This window comes from Planotetraspora thailandica (genome assembly GCF_016863335.1).
GTDB classification, from domain to species: Bacteria; Actinomycetota; Actinomycetes; order Streptosporangiales; family Streptosporangiaceae; genus Planotetraspora; species Planotetraspora thailandica.
Window position 1 is genome coordinate 17,823 of record NZ_BOOR01000076.1, and the last position, 16,995, is coordinate 34,817.

The window sequence follows — 16,995 nt, forward strand, 5'->3', positions numbered from 1 at the left end:
TCATGGATGCGATCAGTCGTCTGGTCCGCCTCGCGCACTTAGAGGGCACGCTGGATACGCGGTGCCTGTTCACCGGGCGCACGGCCGTCAGTCACCCAGATCTCCCAGCGGGTGAGGTGCCGTTTCACCTGGTGCTGGAAGGCGAATGCTCTCTCGAGCTCGTGGACAGAACCGTCCAGCTCGTCGCCGGCGACATCGTGCTGCTCTCCCGCGGGCAGGCTCACACCGTCCACAGCGGAGCCGGTACAGAGCCCGGCATACTCCGGCAAAACGGTGCCGCTTTCACGACCGCACAGGCCGTGGGCAGCGGGGACTTGCTGGACCTGTTCTGCGGGCACTATACGTTCCGCCCCGGGGCGGGCGACATCCTGTTCGCCACGCTGCCCGAGGTCGTACACGTCAACCTTGGCGCGCAGGCGAGCGAACACGCGCGGGCGTTGACCGCGCTGATGCGGTACGAGGCTGACAACGAAGGACACGGGACCGCGGTCATCCTGTCCTCACTCTGCGATGTCCTGCTCGCCATGGCGCTCCGACACTCACCCCAACGTCATCCCACCGACAGGGCGCCGTGGACCGCAATCGATGACATGCGAATACAGACCGCGATCGATGCGCTGGTCCATGACCCTGGCCACGAATGGACCATCGCTGAGCTGGCCGAGATCGCCGCTATGTCTCGTGCTACCTTCATCCGTCATTTCACCCGCGGCACCGGCATGAGCGTCGGGGTCTTCCTGACCAAGGTCAGGATGATGATCGCGGCCGACCTACTCACCAATACGGATCAGTCGATCGGATCGATCGCGGCCACGGTTGGCTTCAGTTCCGAATCCTCATTCGGACGTGTCTTCCGCCTTACCACCGCCACGACTCCGGCCCGGTTTCGACGCGAGACCGCCCGACGACGTCAATCCCGAGGCGAGCGGCCTGATGACAAGCTCCCCGGCGGGTGACTGACAGTCAGCGCGCACTGTGCCCGTCGGAGAGAGCGACTGCAACGGCCGAAGCGCGCGCCGCGGGGCGCCTGGTTGGCTGTCGGGCTCCCGACCAGGCCGCTATTCGCCGGTACCGTGATCAGGCGAAACGCCATCACAGGCCTTGGTGTTTCTAGGGTTCACCCGGTCGCTTCCCCGACTTTGGGAGCCGCTCTGGGGAGCCACCCGGCCGGCCTCCCGGGGGAGAGCCGGAAGCTGATCATCCTCCATAGGTGACCATGGACGAACTGATAAGGATGCGCCTATGAGGGACTTTGATCTCCTAGAGTTCGTGCCCTTGTGGTGTTGCCCGGCTCTTGTTCCCGGAGGCTAGATGTCGGTTCCAGGGGTGACGCTGTTGCTGTTCGAATCGCTTGATCAGCAGAGTCGGGGTGAACTGGCTCATTGGCTTCGGACGTTCGGTGTGTCAGTGGAGGCCCAAGTAGACGGAACGATCTGTTTCAAGATCGGTGATGGGTCAGTGCTGGCGATGCCCGATTGGGATGGTTCATGTGAGTTCGGATTGGCCATCGGGGATTGGGATCCGGAGCCGGGCGACGACTACTCCCAGATGGAGCGTCAACCGGTTCAGGAACTGAGCGTTTGGGCCAGAGGGACGGAAATCCAGACACAGATGATCACTGGTCGTCTGGTTCTCGCCTTGATGCAGCGCTTAAGCGCAGTGGTCGACTTCGACGGGCTGCTCGGGCCGTCGCCATGGGCCCCGACGGGGATGCGTGGAGAAGAGGAGGCACGTCTCGCTGAAGTGCATTCCTTCGTCACATCGTTGCCCGGATGGGTCTGCGAGGTCGGCTACATGACGATCGACGGGAGTCGTTGGTACAGCCACGTCGGCGATGCGGAGTTCCTTGAGGCGTGGTTGAGACATCCCGCGTTCCACCTTGTGATCCAGTGATTCGTACTCACGCAGTGGGAGGGGACGTGTCATGAGCTTTGGGCCTTGGCAGGTCATCCGGTCTCTCCGCTGCCGTTGCGAGCCAGTCGCGCGAGGAGTCCGGCCGGCGATCCCAGAACGACGCGACATGGCTGTGCATTTCGTCCTAGATTGGCATGATGCGTCTTCCTGAGATTGAAGCAGCTAACGCCCGTATGCTGGCGCACGCCCCCACCGTCCGCCCGGTCTCTACCGGCGACATCATCCGCACGCACCGGAAGAAGTTCCCGTATCGCGGCTTCGTCGAGATCGACTCCCCGTACTGCCCGCCGTTCGTCATGTTCTGCGTGAACGATGACGCGGTGGCGCTGGACACCATCTGGAACGGCAAGTTCGGCTACGAGCCGGGCAGCCTGTCCGTGTGGGCGCGGCTGGCGGCCAGGAGCCAGACGATCGCCGACGTCGGAGCGCATGTCGGCTACTTCTCGATGATCGCCTCGCTTGCCAACCCTGGCGCGAAGGTGCACGCGTTCGAGCCGGTCGACTTCATTCACGCCAGGCTGGCCGTCAATGTTCGGGCGAACAACGTCCAGAACGTGAAGCGCTATCAGGCCGGAGTGTCCAGCTCATCGGGGTGGGCTGACATCTCGGTCCGGTTCTCCACGAACCTCTTGTCTACGGGCTCCTCGTTGGAACGCTCCGCCTCCGACGCGGAACTCAAGCGGATCCAACTCCTCACACTGGATGAGGTATTCGCCGACACGCGCGTAGACCTTATCAAGATCGACGTTGAGGGTCACGAGGAGGCCGTCCTGGAGGGTGCCCGCTGGGTGCTGAAGCGGGACCGGCCGACGGTCATGCTCGAAGCGCTCGTGAACGCTCCTCTGGACTCGCTGCTGGCGGAGTTCGGCCCGTTGGGCTATGACGCCCATTGGGTGTCCGAGGGGGACGGCACGCTTGTCCCGGCGATGGAGGGGCGGCCGTACAAGACGCGGAATCTGCTGTTCACCCCGCGCGCATAGGCCGTAGCCCGGCTGCGCGTGATTTCGTCCCGGTGAGAGGTTCAGGGGACCTCAACACCCAGGTATCCGCCCCTGCCACGGGAAACCGTGCCACCCGCGCTGGGAGAACGCTTGGCCTGCTGGCAGGCACTTCCGCTTCGGCGGTTGATGCGCCCAGGCGGTGGGGAGTGCGGCGCGTTCGAGCCGAACCGGACGGCGAAGGGGACTGGGTGCCTTACTCGCCGCCAGGCATGGCGGGAGGGACAGACGGCTCAATGTATGGAGAACCCCAGGTAGTAACTCGCCAAGCCCCTTTTCGCTGAGGACCCCGGCTCGGCGCACACCCTGCCGGGCACCCTCACAGACGCACCTGCCCATCCCCTGCGCGAGGGGATGGGCGGGCGTCCTCGGAGGCCGCGGTTCACGAGGGCGTGCCTGACCCCGGCAGCTGTAGCCCTAGCTGGGAGTACATCTCCAACTGATCATAGAAAAGGTGGTAGCTGACGATCAGGCGTTGCTCCACGGTGAGGACCCAGCAGCAGCGGAAGCCAACCCGCCGGCCGGTGCCGGAAAGTGACTCGCCTCCCGGCATCAGGAGTGGTCCGGTGTGCGTGCCGGTGACCAAGGCTGTCGCCGCGACCTCGTCGCCCTCCGTGATCGTCTGCCAGACCGTGAAGCGCATATCGGGCACGGCCATCCAGATGACCTCGTAGTAGGAGACAACCTGCTCCCGGCCCTCGGCCTCCCCGTCTGGCCCCACCGCGGCAATGTGCGGGGCAAAGCACCGCCCTAAAAGCTCCGAATTGTGGGCATTGCAAGCCGCAAAGAAGCGGTCCACCACACCCGCCGCCTCCACGTCCTGCATGGGAGGCCTCCCCTCCACACCTCAACCCAACGCTAGTAGGGGTGGATGGTGCCTCTCAGCAGGGGAGGGGCGCTCCATGATGCACGTCGGCGAATCTGACTACGTGTCTCGGAGCGGTCGGGCGGGCGCGTGCAAGTCGCCCGGCCGGCCTTGGACGGCAGTTCCTCGGCATGATCAACGACATCGTGTTCCGGCCACGCCTCCTCGTGCCCGCTCTCGAGATGACCCCAGCGGAAGCGGAGCGCGTCGTGAACGAGGCCGTCAAGACGTTTCTCGCCCGATACGCAACCCGATCCCGCACCCATGATCGCTATCCGTATCCCTGTCTCCATTGCGGTTAAAGCGTCTTGACTTGGCCGCCGTCGAGGATGAACTCGGCGCCGGTGGTATTGGCGGAGCGGGCGGAGGCGAGGAACAGTACAAGGTCAGCGACCTCGGCGGCCTCGGTGATCCGGCCGGTGCTGATCGCCATGCTCTGTGGCACGACCTCGTCGAGCGCCTGCTGGGCGGTGACTCCGGCGCCGGCGGCGACGGCGTCCGCGAAGCCGCCCGGGTCGGTCCAGAACGGGGTCCGCACCGGGCCGGGCGAGACGGCGTTGACCCGCACGCCGCGCGGGGCGAACTCCTCCGACAGGGTCTTGGTCAGGTTGGACATCGCCGCCTTCGCCGCGGAGTAGTCGACCACCATCGGGAACGGCAGCCGGGCATTGATGCTGCTGATGTTGACGATCACCCCGCCGGTGTCCAGCAGAGCGGGCAGGGCCGCCCTGCTGGTGCGCACGGCACTGAAGAACGTCACGTCGAACATCCGCGCCCACTCGGCGTCGTCGACGTCGAGGAAGCCCGACCGGACGCCGCCGGTGCCGACGTTGTTGACCAGCACATCCAGGCGCCCGTACGTCGACAGCGCGGCGTCGATGAGCCGCTGCGGGGTGCCCGCGTCAGTGATGTCGGCCAGCACCACGGTGGCGCCACGCGCGGCCAAGGCGTCAAGCTCAGGGGTGCGCGTGCGGCTGCTCGCCACCACGTGGGCACCCTCGTCGAGCAACGCCGCCGCGGTGGCCAAGCCGATGCCCTTGCTCGCGCCGGTGACGACGGCGACCTTGCCCTGCAGTTCGAGATCCACTGTAACTCCCAGTTATTGACTGATCGGTTCCAAATTCGGGTGGCAAAAGTCAGTTGAGGACTGCGGCCTTGTCTGGCGGTTCGGGGCCCACTGCCCAGTTGTTGACTGATCGGTTCCTAATCCGGGCAGCAAAAAAGTCAGTCGAGCGCGCCCAGGGCGACCTCGACGGAGTTTTCGAGGAACGCTCGATCCGCGCGGGCCTTGCCCATCACCCGCAGACCTTGCAGGAACGTGGTCAGGAACTGGGCCAGCTCCCTCGGCTCCTTGTCTGCTGCGATGTCGCCGCGGACCCGGGCCCGCTCCAACGCCCCGGCCAGGGCCGACTCGATCTGGCCCATGGTGCGGGAGACCTGCTGCACCGTGTCCGGGTGTGCCGAGCGCTCCGTGGCCGCATTGACCAGCAGGCACCCCGGCACCGGATCGGCCAGGTCGGTCTCCACCAGCTCCAACAGTGCCGCCCGGATCGCCGGACGCACCTGCTCTGCCCGGTCCAGCATCTCGATCAATGCCGCCGCGTGGTGCTGGCAGTAACGGCGAAGCGCCATCGCATAGAGCTGCTCCTTGGATCCGAACGCCTTGTACAGGCTGCCTCTGGTGATCCCGAGACCTTCCACGAGATCCTCCGTCGAGGTCGCCTCGAACCCCTGACGCCAGAACAACTTCATCGCGCGGTCCACTGCCGCGTCGATGTCGAACGTTCTTGGCCTACCCATGCGACGACCATACAGGTAAGGAACTGATCTGTCCACAATTGGTGCCGACCGTCACCCGTCGCGGAGTGTCGCGTGTTTATTTGGGGGCGCCGAATCGCGGCGTTGTCACACGACGACGAGGGTGTGCGCATCGCGCATGACCCCCAGGGAGTAGAGCGTCGGACGCAGATGTGGCTGCGCGTCGCCGCGGATCACCTCGAAGAAGCGCAGTGTGCCACGGCGGCGGCTCGTCGAAGCAGCATGGCGAACGGCTCCGAATGACGGTACGTAACTGATTCCTCACTCAACCGAGTATGGTCACCTACGGTGACCTCCCGAAAGCATGAAGCCTCCCGAAGAAACGGAGGCGAATGTGGCCAGTGAGTTCCAGCGCAGAAAGGTCATCGGAGTTTTCCGTGCGATGGATGTGGACGGAGACGGCCGGCTGACCGAGGCCGACTTCAAGGCGCTCGCCCATCGCTGGATGGCCGTCGCCGGATCCGTCGATCCGGAGCGACTGGCATCCATCATGACCGGCTGGTGGCCGGTGCTCCAGGCCGCCTCCGACCCTGACGGCGACAACGCCGTCACCCTCGACGAGGTGCTCCACGTCGTGGAAGGCCTCGGCGACATGGCGGACGCCGTCTCCGGCACCGCAGACGCGATGTTCGAGGCCATCGACCTCAACGGGGACGGCCTCATCTCCCGTTCGGAGTACGGCGCGCTCATCGAGACGTGGAACGGGACGCCCACGGCGACCGCTGAGATCTTCCCTCGCCTGGACCTGGACGGTGACGGCCACCTCACCCGCGACGAGTTCCGCACCCACTGGACAGAGTTCTGGGCAGGCGACGACCCGGACGCTCCCGGGACCTACGTCTTCGGCGCGCTGGTGGAATAGCCGGGGCGAGCTTCACCGCCTGGCCCCGGGATCAGGTCAGGGTTGAGCAGTTGGTGGGCAAGCGACGCGCCCCGTCAGGTCGCAAGGTGCACGAGCCAGGGAAAGCCCGGCTCCATGATCGGAGCCGGGCCTCGACCTGAATGGCGCCCAGGAAATCAGACCTTCTGTCTGGTTCGCCGGGCCGCGACGAACGATGCCAGCACGAGCAGGGTGAGCACGCCCCAGTAGGCGAGGGTCTTTTCGCTGTGCAGAAGCATCGTCTCGCCGATGAATGTCAGGCCGGGGAGCAGGTAGAGGGCGGCCGCGAGCGCCCACCTGGCATCTCTGATCGCGACCGTGGCCCAGACCACGCCCCCGAGTACCAGCGTTTTGACGCCCGCCAGGAAGAGCTGCCACGTCATCGTCAGCGTGAACACGGGGACGACGTACCCCAGCGTGAACGCGGGGACGATGCACTCCGCCACCCAGAAAAGCGCCGGGATGAGGAGCCACGACCACGATCGGGCGGGGAGCGCCTTCCCTGGTCGCACTGCGAGGACGGCCAGGCCCACGACGATGATCCAGAAGGGCAGCATCTGCCCGAGCAAGGTATAGGGCGGGCCGAATTCGATCAGCCCGTGATCGTAGCCGTCCAAGAACAGCATGCGGCTGGTGTCGAGTGCGGCGATCAGCGCGAGAGGAAGCGCCAGCCGCAACCATCCACGGGTGATGGCCACCATCAGCACGATCGCACCAAGGGTCCAGATTGGCCGATTGAGGTAGATGTGCGTGCCCATTCGCAGGATGCTGACTTCCGTGGCGAACGTGGTCGTCGCGACGACGAGCACACCCAGGTGCAGACCGTCCGCCCACCAGGGCACCCCCGTGGCCCTGGTGTTCCGTGCCCGGGCGGCGAAACCGCCGGTGACGAGGGCGAAAACCTCCCTGAGGGCGGGTCGGCGCGCCTGAGGGTCGGACGCCTCCATCAGCGTGCTGAGGAGTTCCTCCCCGTGAGCGTCGCGATAGGCCTTCGGGTAGGCCTTGAGCAGACTGCGGTAGCGCCGTTCGAGCGCGGGCTGAGTGCTCATGCGCCCATCACCGCGATCTGAACCGTGACGACCCTGGCGGCCTGCTGAAGCCGTACGGCCTCCTCGCGGACGGCGGTGACGCCCTCGTCGGTGATCCGGTAGTAGCGCCTCGGCCGTCCGTCAACGACCTCTTCATGGTCGATCACCACCAAGCCCGCCTCCGCGAGCCGGTCGAGCGCGCCGTACAGGGTGCCGACGGCGAGTTTCACTCGCCCAGCCGATTGCTCACCCGCCCGTTTGATGATCCCGTAGCCGTGGAGCGGCTCCTGTAAGAGCGCGGCGAGGATGAAGTACGTCGCCTCTGTCATCTTGATCACGAAGGGACCATATATCGGGGTCCGATATATGGTCCAGTCGTTCCGGCCACTTGCACACCTGCCGCCCGCGCCTGAGCGCCGCGGCCGGCAACCGGCGTATCAGCACGCGGGTAGTTCTTCGCCCGCCCATATAACCGTCCACGCCGACCACGAGTGGCCAGTGGCAGGCGCGTATGCCAACCCAGCTGCTACGAGGTCGGTTTTCTGACGAAGAGCCGGATGAGGTAGCCGTGGACGCGAATCGCCTCCGCCTGCTGGTAGTGGTCGTGGAGGGTGCTGAGTTTGGCTCGGTCTTGGGGTGCTGTGAAGCGGGAGTCTGTGAGGTGGGAGCGTCTGATCACCCATACGCGGGGCATGTGCTCCAGCGTGGTGATGATCTGATCCGCAGGTTGCTCCTTGGCGGAGAGACGGCCGACTTCAGCGCCCGAGCGCATCAGGGCGATGTCGCGGACGTCGGCGAAGTCTTTGGGATAGGTCTCCGCGACGATGCGGCCGCCAGAGGGCAGGAAGAGCACGGCGTCACCGGAGTGCGCGTTGTCGTGGATGACACGCGCGGCGGCGGCGATGTCGTCATTGCGGCTGTCGGTCCGCCGGACTTCCTTCTGGGCAGGGAGGGCCAGAGCCGCCGTGGCCAAGAGGAGGGCTGAGGCGGCAAGAACGCTGAGCGGCCGCAGGGCACGCGACCTTTCGAGCACGCCGGCCAGGTTGTGGAGTCCGGCGCCGGTGAGCAGGGCGATGCCGCAGATCGCGTAGAGGATGTAGCGGTCCTGGTAGAAGGGCTTGACCTGGGAGACGAGCAGGAGCAGCGATGGCGGCAGGACGGCCAGGGGGGCGGCCACGGCCGGCAGAGCGATGCGCCGGTCCGTTCCAACGGTGGCCGTCGGTACGGCGTGGTGGCCGATGCGGGGCTTGCCGGTCAGGCGCTTCGGGAGGAAGGCGGCGAGCGCAAGGGCGAGGATGAGCACCAAAAGTACGCCGGATCCGGCGAAGCGGGTGATCAGCTCTTGCACGGTCTCCCAGTGGGGCTTGGGGAGCCAGGCGACCTGCTGCGTCTGGCGGCTGCAAATCCAGGCCAGAGGGGCGATGGCGACTGCGACGGCGAGGCAGGCGAGGGCCCAGCGGCGTAGTACGGCCGCGCGTTGGCGGGTGAGGACGAGCGTCGTGGCGTGCGCGACCAGAACGAGCCCGGCGAACAGGTTGAGCAGGCAGGCGAGTGCGGTGGCCAGGGCGTACAGAACCCACCAGCGGCGTTCGGTGCGTCGGGATGCCTCGACCAGGAGAAGGGTGGAGAGCACCACCGCCGCGCTGACCAGGGCGTAGGAGCGGGCTTCTTGGGCGTAGAAACTGACGACGGGTGTGGTGGCGTAGGCCAGGCCGCTGAACAGGCCGGCGCGGAGGGAGGCCGTTCGCTGGGCGATCGCGGCGACCCCCGCGGCGGCCACGCCGGTGGCGAGTACGGAGGGGAGCCGGAGCAGGATCTCGTTGGTTGCCGGATCGGACGTGATCGAGGCGAGGGGGTGCAGTAAGAGGTAGTAGAAGCCGTGTACCGCGTCGATATGGCCGAGCGTGCGCCACAGGTCGGGTAAGGCACGGGCTGCCACGATGTAGGAGGTCGCCTCGTCGTTCCACATCGAGCCGCGGGCCAGTCCCCAGAATCCGGCGACGAGTGCGATGACGGCCGGCGCGACGAGGGTCAGCCGTCCTGGCCACGGTGACGGGCCTTCAGCAGCACTCCCGGATTCGATCTCCGAGGAGGCAGGACCGACTGACTGTGTATGCACTGTGAGATCCACATCTGAGCAGGCCGCTGACGACGGTACCGATCACGACAGTGCCCTTGCCGGCCATGCTCGAACGCCAGAGGGCCAACTCAGTGTAGCCACGGACGAGACGGAGCCTATGGACTACCTCTCCATTGCGCGGTCGGAGGCGTCCCGCACCATCGAGGTCAGGTCTCCGCGGTACGAGGGAACAGCCGTCGGGCTACCTGCCCAACGACATCCGAGGCCTGGGCTCAGGTCCGGAGCGTGCTGGTTCGCGCCTCCTGCGCAGCCGGCTGCCGGTCGGCCTCAGCGAGTACCGACTCGGCTTCCGCGGCCGCCGAGCCGGCGGGGAGCGCTTTGAACACCCAGGTTCGGTACGACCAGAAGCGGAAGACAGTGGCGACGCCGATGCCGACGAACTTGAAGAAGTTGCTCTGCAGCTGGCTGTCCCAGCCGAAGCCGTACGTGGCCGCATAGAGCACGGAGTTCTCGATGACCAGGCCCACCAGGCTGAAGAGGAGGAACAGCGGCAGTTCTCTGGTGTGGCCGCCCGCGCCCCTGTCCCGGTAGGTGAAGTACCGGAGGCCGATGTAGTTGAAGCCAATGGCGACCAGCGTGGCGATGACACTGGCCCGAACGGTCTGCAGGCCCAAACCATGCCGGATCACGTTGAAGGCCAGCACATTCACCACGACGCCCGCCAAGCCGACAACGCCGAACTTCGCGATTTCGCGGTAGATGTATCCCAGCCTCGATGGGAACGCGTGTCGTTCGCTCACGGCGTTTGTACCGCCCTATCTCTCACACTGTCTCTAAGTAAGACTGATCGGCTCGGGTCGACAGCGTCGATCGGACCGTCCTGCGCGCCGGGGTCACGTTCGTCGGTTCCGCATTTGCAACCGCACCAGCGCGAACTCCATCTGGGCGGACATGTTAGGTCAGGGCTCGCCAGATGTTGAACCCGGTGCCGGTCAGGAAGGGCCGACTGCGGTGAGCACCCAGCCGACGGCCGGCCGGGCCTTCGGGGTACAGCCCCTCAGGTGCCCCGCGGCGGGTCCGCCGACCCGGCCGACCGCGACGGCCGCCGGCAGCAGCCAGGCGCGGGCTTCGCGTTCCTCGATCGTTGTAGTAATACTCAGGGCGCGAAACGCCAGAAAACGGAAGGCCGAACCCATATGAGAAGCGACAGCGGCGTGGGTCGCGTTCTGGTGATCGTTCCTACGTACAACGAAGCGGACAACATCACCGCCGTGGCCCACCGGCTGCTTGCCTCCGTTCCGGAGGCGCATCTGCTGATAGCCGATGACAACAGCCCGGACGGCACCGGAAAGATCGCCGATGAGATGTCCGATGCGGATGGGCGCATCCATGTCATGCACCGCCCGGGTAAGCAGGGATTGGGTGCGGCTTACCTGGCGGGTTTCCAGTGGGGTCTCGAGCAGGGCTATGACGTCCTGGTGGAGATGGACGCCGACGGCTCACACCGTCCGGAGGAGTTGCCGCGGCTCCTGGCCGCGTTGGAGTGGTCCGACCTCGTGCTGGGGTCGCGGTGGGTGGCGGGTGGCCGCGTGGTCAACTGGCCGAAGTCCCGGGAATGGCTCTCCCGCGGCGGCAGCGCGTACTCGCGTTTCATGCTCGGGTTGCCTATCCGCGATGTGACGGGCGGCTACCGGGCCTTCCGGGCCCGAACGCTGACCGGCCTGGGACTGGAGAACGTGCAGTCACAGGGCTACTGCTTCCAGATCGACCTGGCACGTCGCGCAGCCTCCCGTGGGTTCCGCGTGGTCGAGGTGCCGATCACGTTCGTCGAACGCGAGCACGGGGTCAGCAAGATGAGCCGGGCGATCGTCGTCGAGGCGCTCTGGCGCGTCACCGTTTGGGGCCTGACGTCCCTTCGTGGGGCCCGGCGACCCAAGTGAAGTAGGGGCGCGGGGCGGGACGAAGCCATATCGGAAATCGAGTCCGGTTTCGTCTTGGCAGTACTTCACCGTCAGGAAGTGAGCGGCGGTCTCCAACGCAGCTGAACAGCCCCGCCCTCGGACAGTAGCCCAGGGCGGGGCTTCGCGTTTATCTGATTTCACGTCAAAGGCGCGTTCGCCGCTGTTCGCAGCGCCTGTGTGCTCAAGACGGCGAGCGTGATCCCGCCTGCCAGGAGCAGGGCGGCTTGCAGGCCTCCGACGAGGTTGATCGTCTCGGTGATGGAGTCGGCTGCACCCGGGTGCAGTGTGGCCGCTCGGGAGAGCACCGCGGGCATGGTGAGAATCGCCGCGGCCAACGCCACCGGTCCCGACGTTCTGCGCCGGGCCAGACACCACACGGTCACGGCGAGCAGCGAAACGCACGCGAGGCCGGGGACGTCGATCCACAGCGATGCCTGTACTAGAAGGGTCACCGGGACGGTCTCGGCTCTGGACAGCGAGCTGAGGTCGGCGACGACCAAGGCGAGCAGGATGCCGGGAACGGCCGCAAGCGCGACCATGCGCAGGGCTTGCCCCCGAGGCAGGGGCGGCGGCGGTGCGTCGCGGTGGAATCCGATCACCAGCGCCAGCACCGTCACCGCGGCCGGCAGCACCATGCACGCCCAGCGGGCGACCATCTCCCACCCGCCGGGGAACACGGGGGGAACCAGCATGTACGGCAGGACCAGTGCAGCCACGGCCGCCGCCTTGGCCGTGCGGGAGCGTCCGAGGACGAGCGCGCCGAGGCTCCCCGCCCACAGCAGGGGCACGACATCCGCCAGCACGTGCCGTAGGCGATCAGGCGACCCGGCGTCGCCGATCCCCATGATCACGTCGGCGGGCAGGGCATCGGCGAGGATGCCGTACGCGATCAGCGCCTGAACGGCGGACAGGAAGCCGATCATCGTCCAGAAGACGAGGCCGAGCACGGCGGCCCGGCGGACCGCCTCGCCCCAGAGAAACGATCTCGGCGGCGCCTCCGGGCCGCCCAGGCGCAGCCGCACCGCGAGCGCCGCCACGCTGGCGATCTCCATCCAGCGCGGGCGCTGGTCGTCGAGGCCGGCCCTTCCGCTCCGGGCGCCCTCAAGGAAGGCCGAGACCATCTCCTCCTCGCGCTCGGCCCGGTAGGACGCGGGTAGCAGCCGAAGCACCCAGCGATATCGCCGCTCGAGCACGCTCATGCCAGGCCTCCCGCCTGCCTGAGCCGTAGCCGTTCGACGGCGCGGCGCGCGTTGTCGGCCAGCCGTACGGCCTCCTCCTCCAGGGCCTTCGCCCCCTCATCGGTCAGCCGGTAGTAGCGGCGCAGCCGTCCCTGCCACACCTCCTCGCGGTCGGGTTCGACCAACGCGTCGGCGGCGAGCCGGTCGAGCACGCCGTACAAGGTGCCGATCTTGAGCTGGAGCCGGCCGTCGGACAGCCGTTCGACCTCCTGCGCGATGCCGTAGCCGTGCCGCGGCTCGTCGACCAATGCGGTGAGGACGAGGAACGCGGGTTCCGTCATCGCACGCGATGTCATGTACCCATGATATATCGGAAGGCATGATATTCGAGTGCGTTGTAGAGGCGGTTGCCGCTCTCGGATCTTCGCCCTGGTCAGTCGATTGATCTGAAGGCGTTTTCGTTCCGGATCATTTCGGCGGTCTTCTCGGCGTGCTCGCCTGCCTTGACCAGGTCGTTCACCAGGGCTCGCCAGCGGGGCAGGTTGTACGACAGCCAGGCGAACCTGAGGTACTCGAGGGTGTCGTGGTGGTCGCGCAGAGCAGTCGAGATGCGACCGCGGTAAGGGCTGAGCCGTTCGCGAATCAGCGGGAAGTCGGCGGCGCGCTGGTCCAAGTTCACCAGCGTTCTGATCGCCATCGTGCTTCGCAGCGCACGTTCGGCGTCCGGCTTCGGGATCGGGTAGCCCACCGTGGTGGTGACGTCCTGGTGGACGCGTGTCCGGGCGTTCACGACGGATCTCAACAGGAGCGCCGTCGCTATGAGGACGACGCCGGCCACCAGGAGGGACCACGCGGGTGACGCTGAACCAGGCAGAGCCATGGCGAATTGCGCCAGCGCGAGCACCCCGGCGGCCGCAGTGACGGGCAGGAGCGTCCGCCGGATGAGGCGGGTGACGAGCCCATGGTCGGCGAGCCATCGCTGACGAACGTGGTCGTCGGGGACGTCGGCGTCGAAACGCACCTCGGGGATGTGCGGGAAGAGCCGGGCGGGGCCCTCTTTCGCGATCTCCCCTCGGATGGCGGCTTGGAACCCGGCCGCGAGACCGGTGAACGCCTTGTCGGCTCGCCACGCGTCGATCGAGTAGCGGACCAGGTGCAGCAGACCGATCCCGATCTGTGGGGCGAACTCGACGGGCGTCCCACCGTACGGCAGGACGAACGCTGCGGCACCCAGAGGTCCTGGGATCATCAGGAGCGGCGTACGCAACCATGACGGGAGTCGCTCCATGCGGGCTCGGCTCATGTACGCCGCCAGCGCCAGGCTGACGAGCGGGAGCACCAGCAGCGCCACCGCCGGCAGGCCGAACCGCTCGTCGATCGGGATGTGGGGCGCGCCACCGTAGAGGAAGAAGAAGACCCAGCCGGCCAGGACCAACCCCGAAGAGGTGAGCCACAGCCGTCGGCGCACCGGTTCAAGCCGGTCCAGCGCCTGGCGTATCGCCTGATCCTCGGACACAACCGCCCCTTTCTGGCGTAGCGCCGCGAGGTACCGGCAGGCGCTCTGGCTCATCGTCAGGATTCCACGCCGCGTAACTCCGTCAAGGCCCACGCGGATCTCTCCCGACCGCTGCAGGCTGTGGTGTGTACGGATCATCACCGGCATCGCGAGGGGCGAGTGGTCGCGCGTGCACGACAACGAGATCGAGAAGCTGGTCGGCGACGCCACGGCGTACGGCACGGTGTTCACCGCCCGGCGGCGGCGGCGCGCGGCTGGCAGGCTGGCGACCCTCCGTACGACCGCCGCGATTCGGGGCATGGCGCAGGCATTGGCCGCGGGCCGCGACCAGGGAGTCGTGGCGATCGCCCAGCAGGCGCTGACCGGTCTCGCGGAGCAGGACGCCGTGGACGCGGTCTGCGAGGTCCTGATCGACACCGGCGACCAGCGGCTGGCCGCGTTGGTGGCCTCGGCCGGATACGAGCATTCCGAACCGGCCCGGCGGGCCTTGGTGCTGTTTCTGGCCGGGGAGTTCGACCGCTACGCGGAACTGGACGCCGGCGGATCGCTGCTGCGCGCGGTGCATGCAGAGGCCGACGGCCCGTTGCGGGCTCGATTGGCCGACCGTGCCAGGGAGTCGGCGCGGGTGGAATGGGTCGACATGCTGGCCATGGACGGGACGGCCGGTCGCGTGCGCACGGTGAGCGATCCGGAATGGGCGGCCGTGATCGACATCTTGGCCGCAGCCGGCCGATGGGACGAGCTGTGGCGGCTGGTGTCGCAAGCTCCGCCCGTATGGGGCGTGCGCATGGTGCATGCGTTGTCCGCCGGCGGATGGCGGCCGGAGAACGATGCCGAACACCGCCGCCTGGACGAACTGGCCGCCCTCGCGCAGGAGTGTTCCGCGGATCCTGTGAGCAACCTCATCGTGACCGACCCGGTGGTCCTCACCGCACACCGCGCCTGGGCGACCGCCCTGGCGGTCGAACCGGACGGCCCGCTGCTGGTGAGCGGCGATTACGACGGAACAGTGCGGTTGTGGCACCTGCCGACCGGCACACCGGCCGGCGAGTTGGCCGTGGGCCGCTACCTGTGGTGTCTGGCGATCACGCCGGACGGCAGGCTGCTGGCCAGTGGCGAACATCGTGGGGCCGCACGGCTGTGGCATCTGCCCGCCGGCGAGTCCGGCGACACCGTGACCAGCCCAGAGTTCCGCGTCGGCTGCCTGGCGGTGAGTCCGGACGGGCGGCTGCTCGTCGCCGGCGCCACTGACGGGACGGTGCGGTTGTGGCGCCTGCCTTCCGGCGAGCCGGCGGGCGTGCTGACCGGTCACGTGGGCGGAGTGTGGTGCCTGGCGATGACGCCGGACGGCAGGTTGCTGGCCAGCGGCGACGACCATCGCACGGTGCGGCTGTGGAAGTTGCCCTCGGGCGAGCCGGCCGGCGTCCTCAGCTCTCATTACGGCATGGTCACCGCCCTGGCGGTGACACCGGACGGCAAGTTGCTGGCCAGCGCTGATTCGGGTGCGGCGGTGCGGCTGTGGACGTTGCCCTCCGGCGAACTGTCGGGCGTCGCGCTTGCTCACAACACTCTGTGGTCCCTGGCGGTGACGCCGGACGGCAGGTTGCTGGCGGGTGGCGAAGACCGTGGGAGCGTGCGGCTGTGGCATCTGCCCTCAGGGAGGGCGGCGGGAGTCCTGAACGGTCACCGGCGCGCCGTGAGGCGCCTGGCGATGACGCCCCACCAGCTCGCCAGCGCGGGCAGCGACGGGACGGTGCGGCTGTGGCCGATGGCGCTGATCTCGGCGAGCCGGACGCCGGTCGCCGACGTCGACCTGGCGGCCGTGGAGCGCATCCTGGACACCGCATCCGACGGACCGACCCGGGCGTGGGCACTGATGATCACGGCGTTGGCGCAGAGGTAGCGGATCGGTCGCCCGCCCATCCCTTTGCCCGAGGGGGATGGGCGGGTTTCTCGTGAGGCCACCGCTACCGAGTTGATCCCGGCGGGAGGCGGTAGACGGACACGTGGGAACGCGACTCGGCGGTGAACTCGGATCCGATCCAGTCCGCATGCCGGCTCTCCAGCTCGAAGCCGGCCAGCTGGGCCATGAGGTCGAGCTCGGACGGCCAGATGTAGCGGTGGGGGCTGCGGGACAGGCGAGCCTGCCTGCTCTCGTCGAACGTGAAGTGGTGGGAGACGACGTGCTGGTGCAGAACGTCGTAGGTGTCCAAGCCGATGTAGCCGGGCTCGGAATGCCACACCATGGCCTGCTGGCCCGGCGGGAGCTTGCGCAGCTCGGGTACCCAGAGCTCGATCACGAACCGGCCGCCGGGTGTGAGGTGGCGGGCGGCGTTGCGGAAGCACTCGACCTGCTCGGCTTGGGTGAGCAGGTTCGAGATCGTGTTGTAGACGAGGTAGACGAGCGTGTATCTCCCCGGGGCGACGGCGGTCGACATGTCACCGACGATCACCGGGATCGTCGCTTCGTCGACCTTCGTGCGCAGACGGTCGAGCATCGGGGATGACAGCTCTATGCCGGTGACGGGCACCCCTCGTTCGGCGAGCGGGACGGCCACGCGGCCCGTTCCGATGGCGAACTCGAGTGCCTGTCCGTCGCCTGCGAGTTCGGCGAGGCGGTCCACGGTCGGTTCCAGGACCTCGGGCGCGAACATGCCGATGCCCGGAGTGTCATAGCGCTGAGCGGTATCGGCGTCCCAGATTTCCTCCTGCTTCATGCCTCCACCGTTCGTCATGGGCATCCATGGCGTCCAATGG

Annotated in this window: 18 protein-coding genes; 7 read left to right on the plus strand and 11 right to left on the minus strand. The window is 67.2% G+C overall.

Going from position 1 to position 16,995, the window contains the following annotated elements; translation table 11 throughout:
- Window positions 1-2: 2 nt before the first annotated feature.
- The 3 genes from Pth03_RS36695 to Pth03_RS36705 all read left to right on the plus strand — a co-directional run bounded on the left by Pth03_RS36695 (window position 3) and on the right by Pth03_RS36705 (window position 2,894).
- A complete protein-coding gene (locus tag Pth03_RS36695) occupies window positions 3-956 on the plus strand; it encodes an AraC family transcriptional regulator (RefSeq protein WP_203949098.1) in 954 nt (317 codons plus the stop codon).
- A gap of 370 nt (window positions 957-1,326) precedes the next feature.
- Window positions 1,327-1,893 (plus strand): DUF6368 family protein, encoded by a 567-nt coding sequence (locus Pth03_RS36700; RefSeq protein ID WP_203949099.1) that lies wholly within the window; start codon window positions 1,327-1,329, stop codon window positions 1,891-1,893.
- Window positions 1,894-2,051: 158 nt separating this feature from the next.
- Entirely contained in the window at window positions 2,052-2,894 is an 843-nt protein-coding gene (locus Pth03_RS36705) for an FkbM family methyltransferase (RefSeq protein ID WP_203949100.1), read from the plus strand.
- A 400-nt stretch (window positions 2,895-3,294) separates the two neighbouring features.
- Here Pth03_RS36705 and Pth03_RS36710 read toward each other — a convergent pair whose 3' ends face one another.
- The gene (locus Pth03_RS36710; protein WP_203949101.1) at window positions 3,295-3,738 is read right to left on the minus strand and encodes an ester cyclase; all 444 of its coding nucleotides are present in this window, start codon (window positions 3,736-3,738) and stop codon (window positions 3,295-3,297) included.
- A gap of 95 nt (window positions 3,739-3,833) precedes the next feature.
- Here Pth03_RS36710 and Pth03_RS42675 point away from each other — a divergent pair, with 95 nt between their 5' ends.
- Window positions 3,834-4,079: a TetR/AcrR family transcriptional regulator C-terminal domain-containing protein gene (locus tag Pth03_RS42675; RefSeq protein ID WP_203949130.1), complete on the plus strand. Its 246-nt coding sequence runs from the start codon at window positions 3,834-3,836 to the stop codon at window positions 4,077-4,079.
- On the opposite strand, the gene Pth03_RS36720 is transcribed toward Pth03_RS42675, so the two are convergent.
- Both Pth03_RS36720 and Pth03_RS36725 read right to left on the minus strand, forming a co-directional pair.
- The gene (locus Pth03_RS36720) at window positions 4,076-4,864 is read right to left on the minus strand and encodes an SDR family NAD(P)-dependent oxidoreductase (protein WP_203949102.1); all 789 of its coding nucleotides are present in this window, start codon (window positions 4,862-4,864) and stop codon (window positions 4,076-4,078) included. The genes Pth03_RS42675 and Pth03_RS36720 overlap by 4 nt on opposite strands.
- 137 nt (window positions 4,865-5,001) lie before the next feature.
- On the minus strand, window positions 5,002-5,577 hold the full coding sequence (locus Pth03_RS36725) for a TetR/AcrR family transcriptional regulator (protein ID WP_203949103.1): 576 nt from the start codon (window positions 5,575-5,577) through the stop codon (window positions 5,002-5,004).
- Between the two features lie 352 nt (window positions 5,578-5,929).
- On the opposite strand from Pth03_RS36725, the gene Pth03_RS36730 reads away from it, so the two are divergent.
- On the plus strand, window positions 5,930-6,457 hold the full coding sequence (locus Pth03_RS36730) for an EF-hand domain-containing protein (RefSeq protein WP_203949104.1): 528 nt from the start codon (window positions 5,930-5,932) through the stop codon (window positions 6,455-6,457).
- Window positions 6,458-6,612: 155 nt separating this feature from the next.
- Here the strand turns inward: Pth03_RS36730 and Pth03_RS36735 are convergent, their stop codons facing one another.
- From Pth03_RS36735 to Pth03_RS36750, 4 genes are all read right to left on the minus strand, one after another.
- Window positions 6,613-7,524 (minus strand): hypothetical protein, encoded by a 912-nt coding sequence (locus Pth03_RS36735; protein WP_203949105.1) that lies wholly within the window; start codon window positions 7,522-7,524, stop codon window positions 6,613-6,615.
- Entirely contained in the window at window positions 7,521-7,832 is a 312-nt protein-coding gene (locus tag Pth03_RS36740) for a PadR family transcriptional regulator (RefSeq protein ID WP_203949131.1), read from the minus strand. Before Pth03_RS36740 ends, Pth03_RS36735 begins: the two co-directional genes overlap by 4 nt.
- Window positions 7,833-8,029: 197 nt before the next feature.
- On the minus strand, window positions 8,030-9,622 hold the full coding sequence (locus tag Pth03_RS36745; RefSeq protein WP_203949106.1) for a glycosyltransferase family 39 protein: 1,593 nt from the start codon (window positions 9,620-9,622) through the stop codon (window positions 8,030-8,032).
- A gap of 233 nt (window positions 9,623-9,855) precedes the next feature.
- Entirely contained in the window at window positions 9,856-10,383 is a 528-nt protein-coding gene (locus Pth03_RS36750; protein ID WP_203949107.1) for a GtrA family protein, read from the minus strand.
- Window positions 10,384-10,644: 261 nt separating this feature from the next.
- Between Pth03_RS36750 and Pth03_RS36755 the strand changes: the two genes are divergently transcribed.
- Window positions 10,645-11,523, plus strand: coding sequence for a polyprenol monophosphomannose synthase (locus tag Pth03_RS36755; protein ID WP_308442414.1), 879 nt, complete (start codon window positions 10,645-10,647; stop codon window positions 11,521-11,523).
- A gap of 158 nt (window positions 11,524-11,681) precedes the next feature.
- Here the strand turns inward: Pth03_RS36755 and Pth03_RS36760 are convergent, their stop codons facing one another.
- From Pth03_RS36760 to Pth03_RS36770, 3 genes are all read right to left on the minus strand, one after another.
- Window positions 11,682-12,743 (minus strand): hypothetical protein, encoded by a 1,062-nt coding sequence (locus Pth03_RS36760; protein ID WP_203949108.1) that lies wholly within the window; start codon window positions 12,741-12,743, stop codon window positions 11,682-11,684.
- Window positions 12,740-13,078: a PadR family transcriptional regulator gene (locus Pth03_RS36765; protein WP_239119653.1), complete on the minus strand. Its 339-nt coding sequence runs from the start codon at window positions 13,076-13,078 to the stop codon at window positions 12,740-12,742. Before Pth03_RS36765 ends, Pth03_RS36760 begins: the two co-directional genes overlap by 4 nt.
- A 77-nt stretch (window positions 13,079-13,155) precedes the next feature.
- Window positions 13,156-14,238, minus strand: coding sequence for a hypothetical protein (locus tag Pth03_RS36770; protein ID WP_203949109.1), 1,083 nt, complete (start codon window positions 14,236-14,238; stop codon window positions 13,156-13,158).
- A 169-nt stretch (window positions 14,239-14,407) separates the two neighbouring features.
- Between Pth03_RS36770 and Pth03_RS36775 the strand changes: the two genes are divergently transcribed.
- Window positions 14,408-16,141 (plus strand): WD40 repeat domain-containing protein, encoded by a 1,734-nt coding sequence (locus tag Pth03_RS36775; protein WP_203949110.1) that lies wholly within the window; start codon window positions 14,408-14,410, stop codon window positions 16,139-16,141.
- A 64-nt stretch (window positions 16,142-16,205) separates the two neighbouring features.
- Here Pth03_RS36775 and Pth03_RS36780 read toward each other — a convergent pair whose 3' ends face one another.
- Window positions 16,206-16,955, minus strand: a complete 750-nt coding sequence (locus tag Pth03_RS36780; RefSeq protein WP_203949111.1) for a class I SAM-dependent DNA methyltransferase — start codon at window positions 16,953-16,955, stop codon at window positions 16,206-16,208.
- Between the last annotated feature and the right edge of the window lie 40 nt (window positions 16,956-16,995).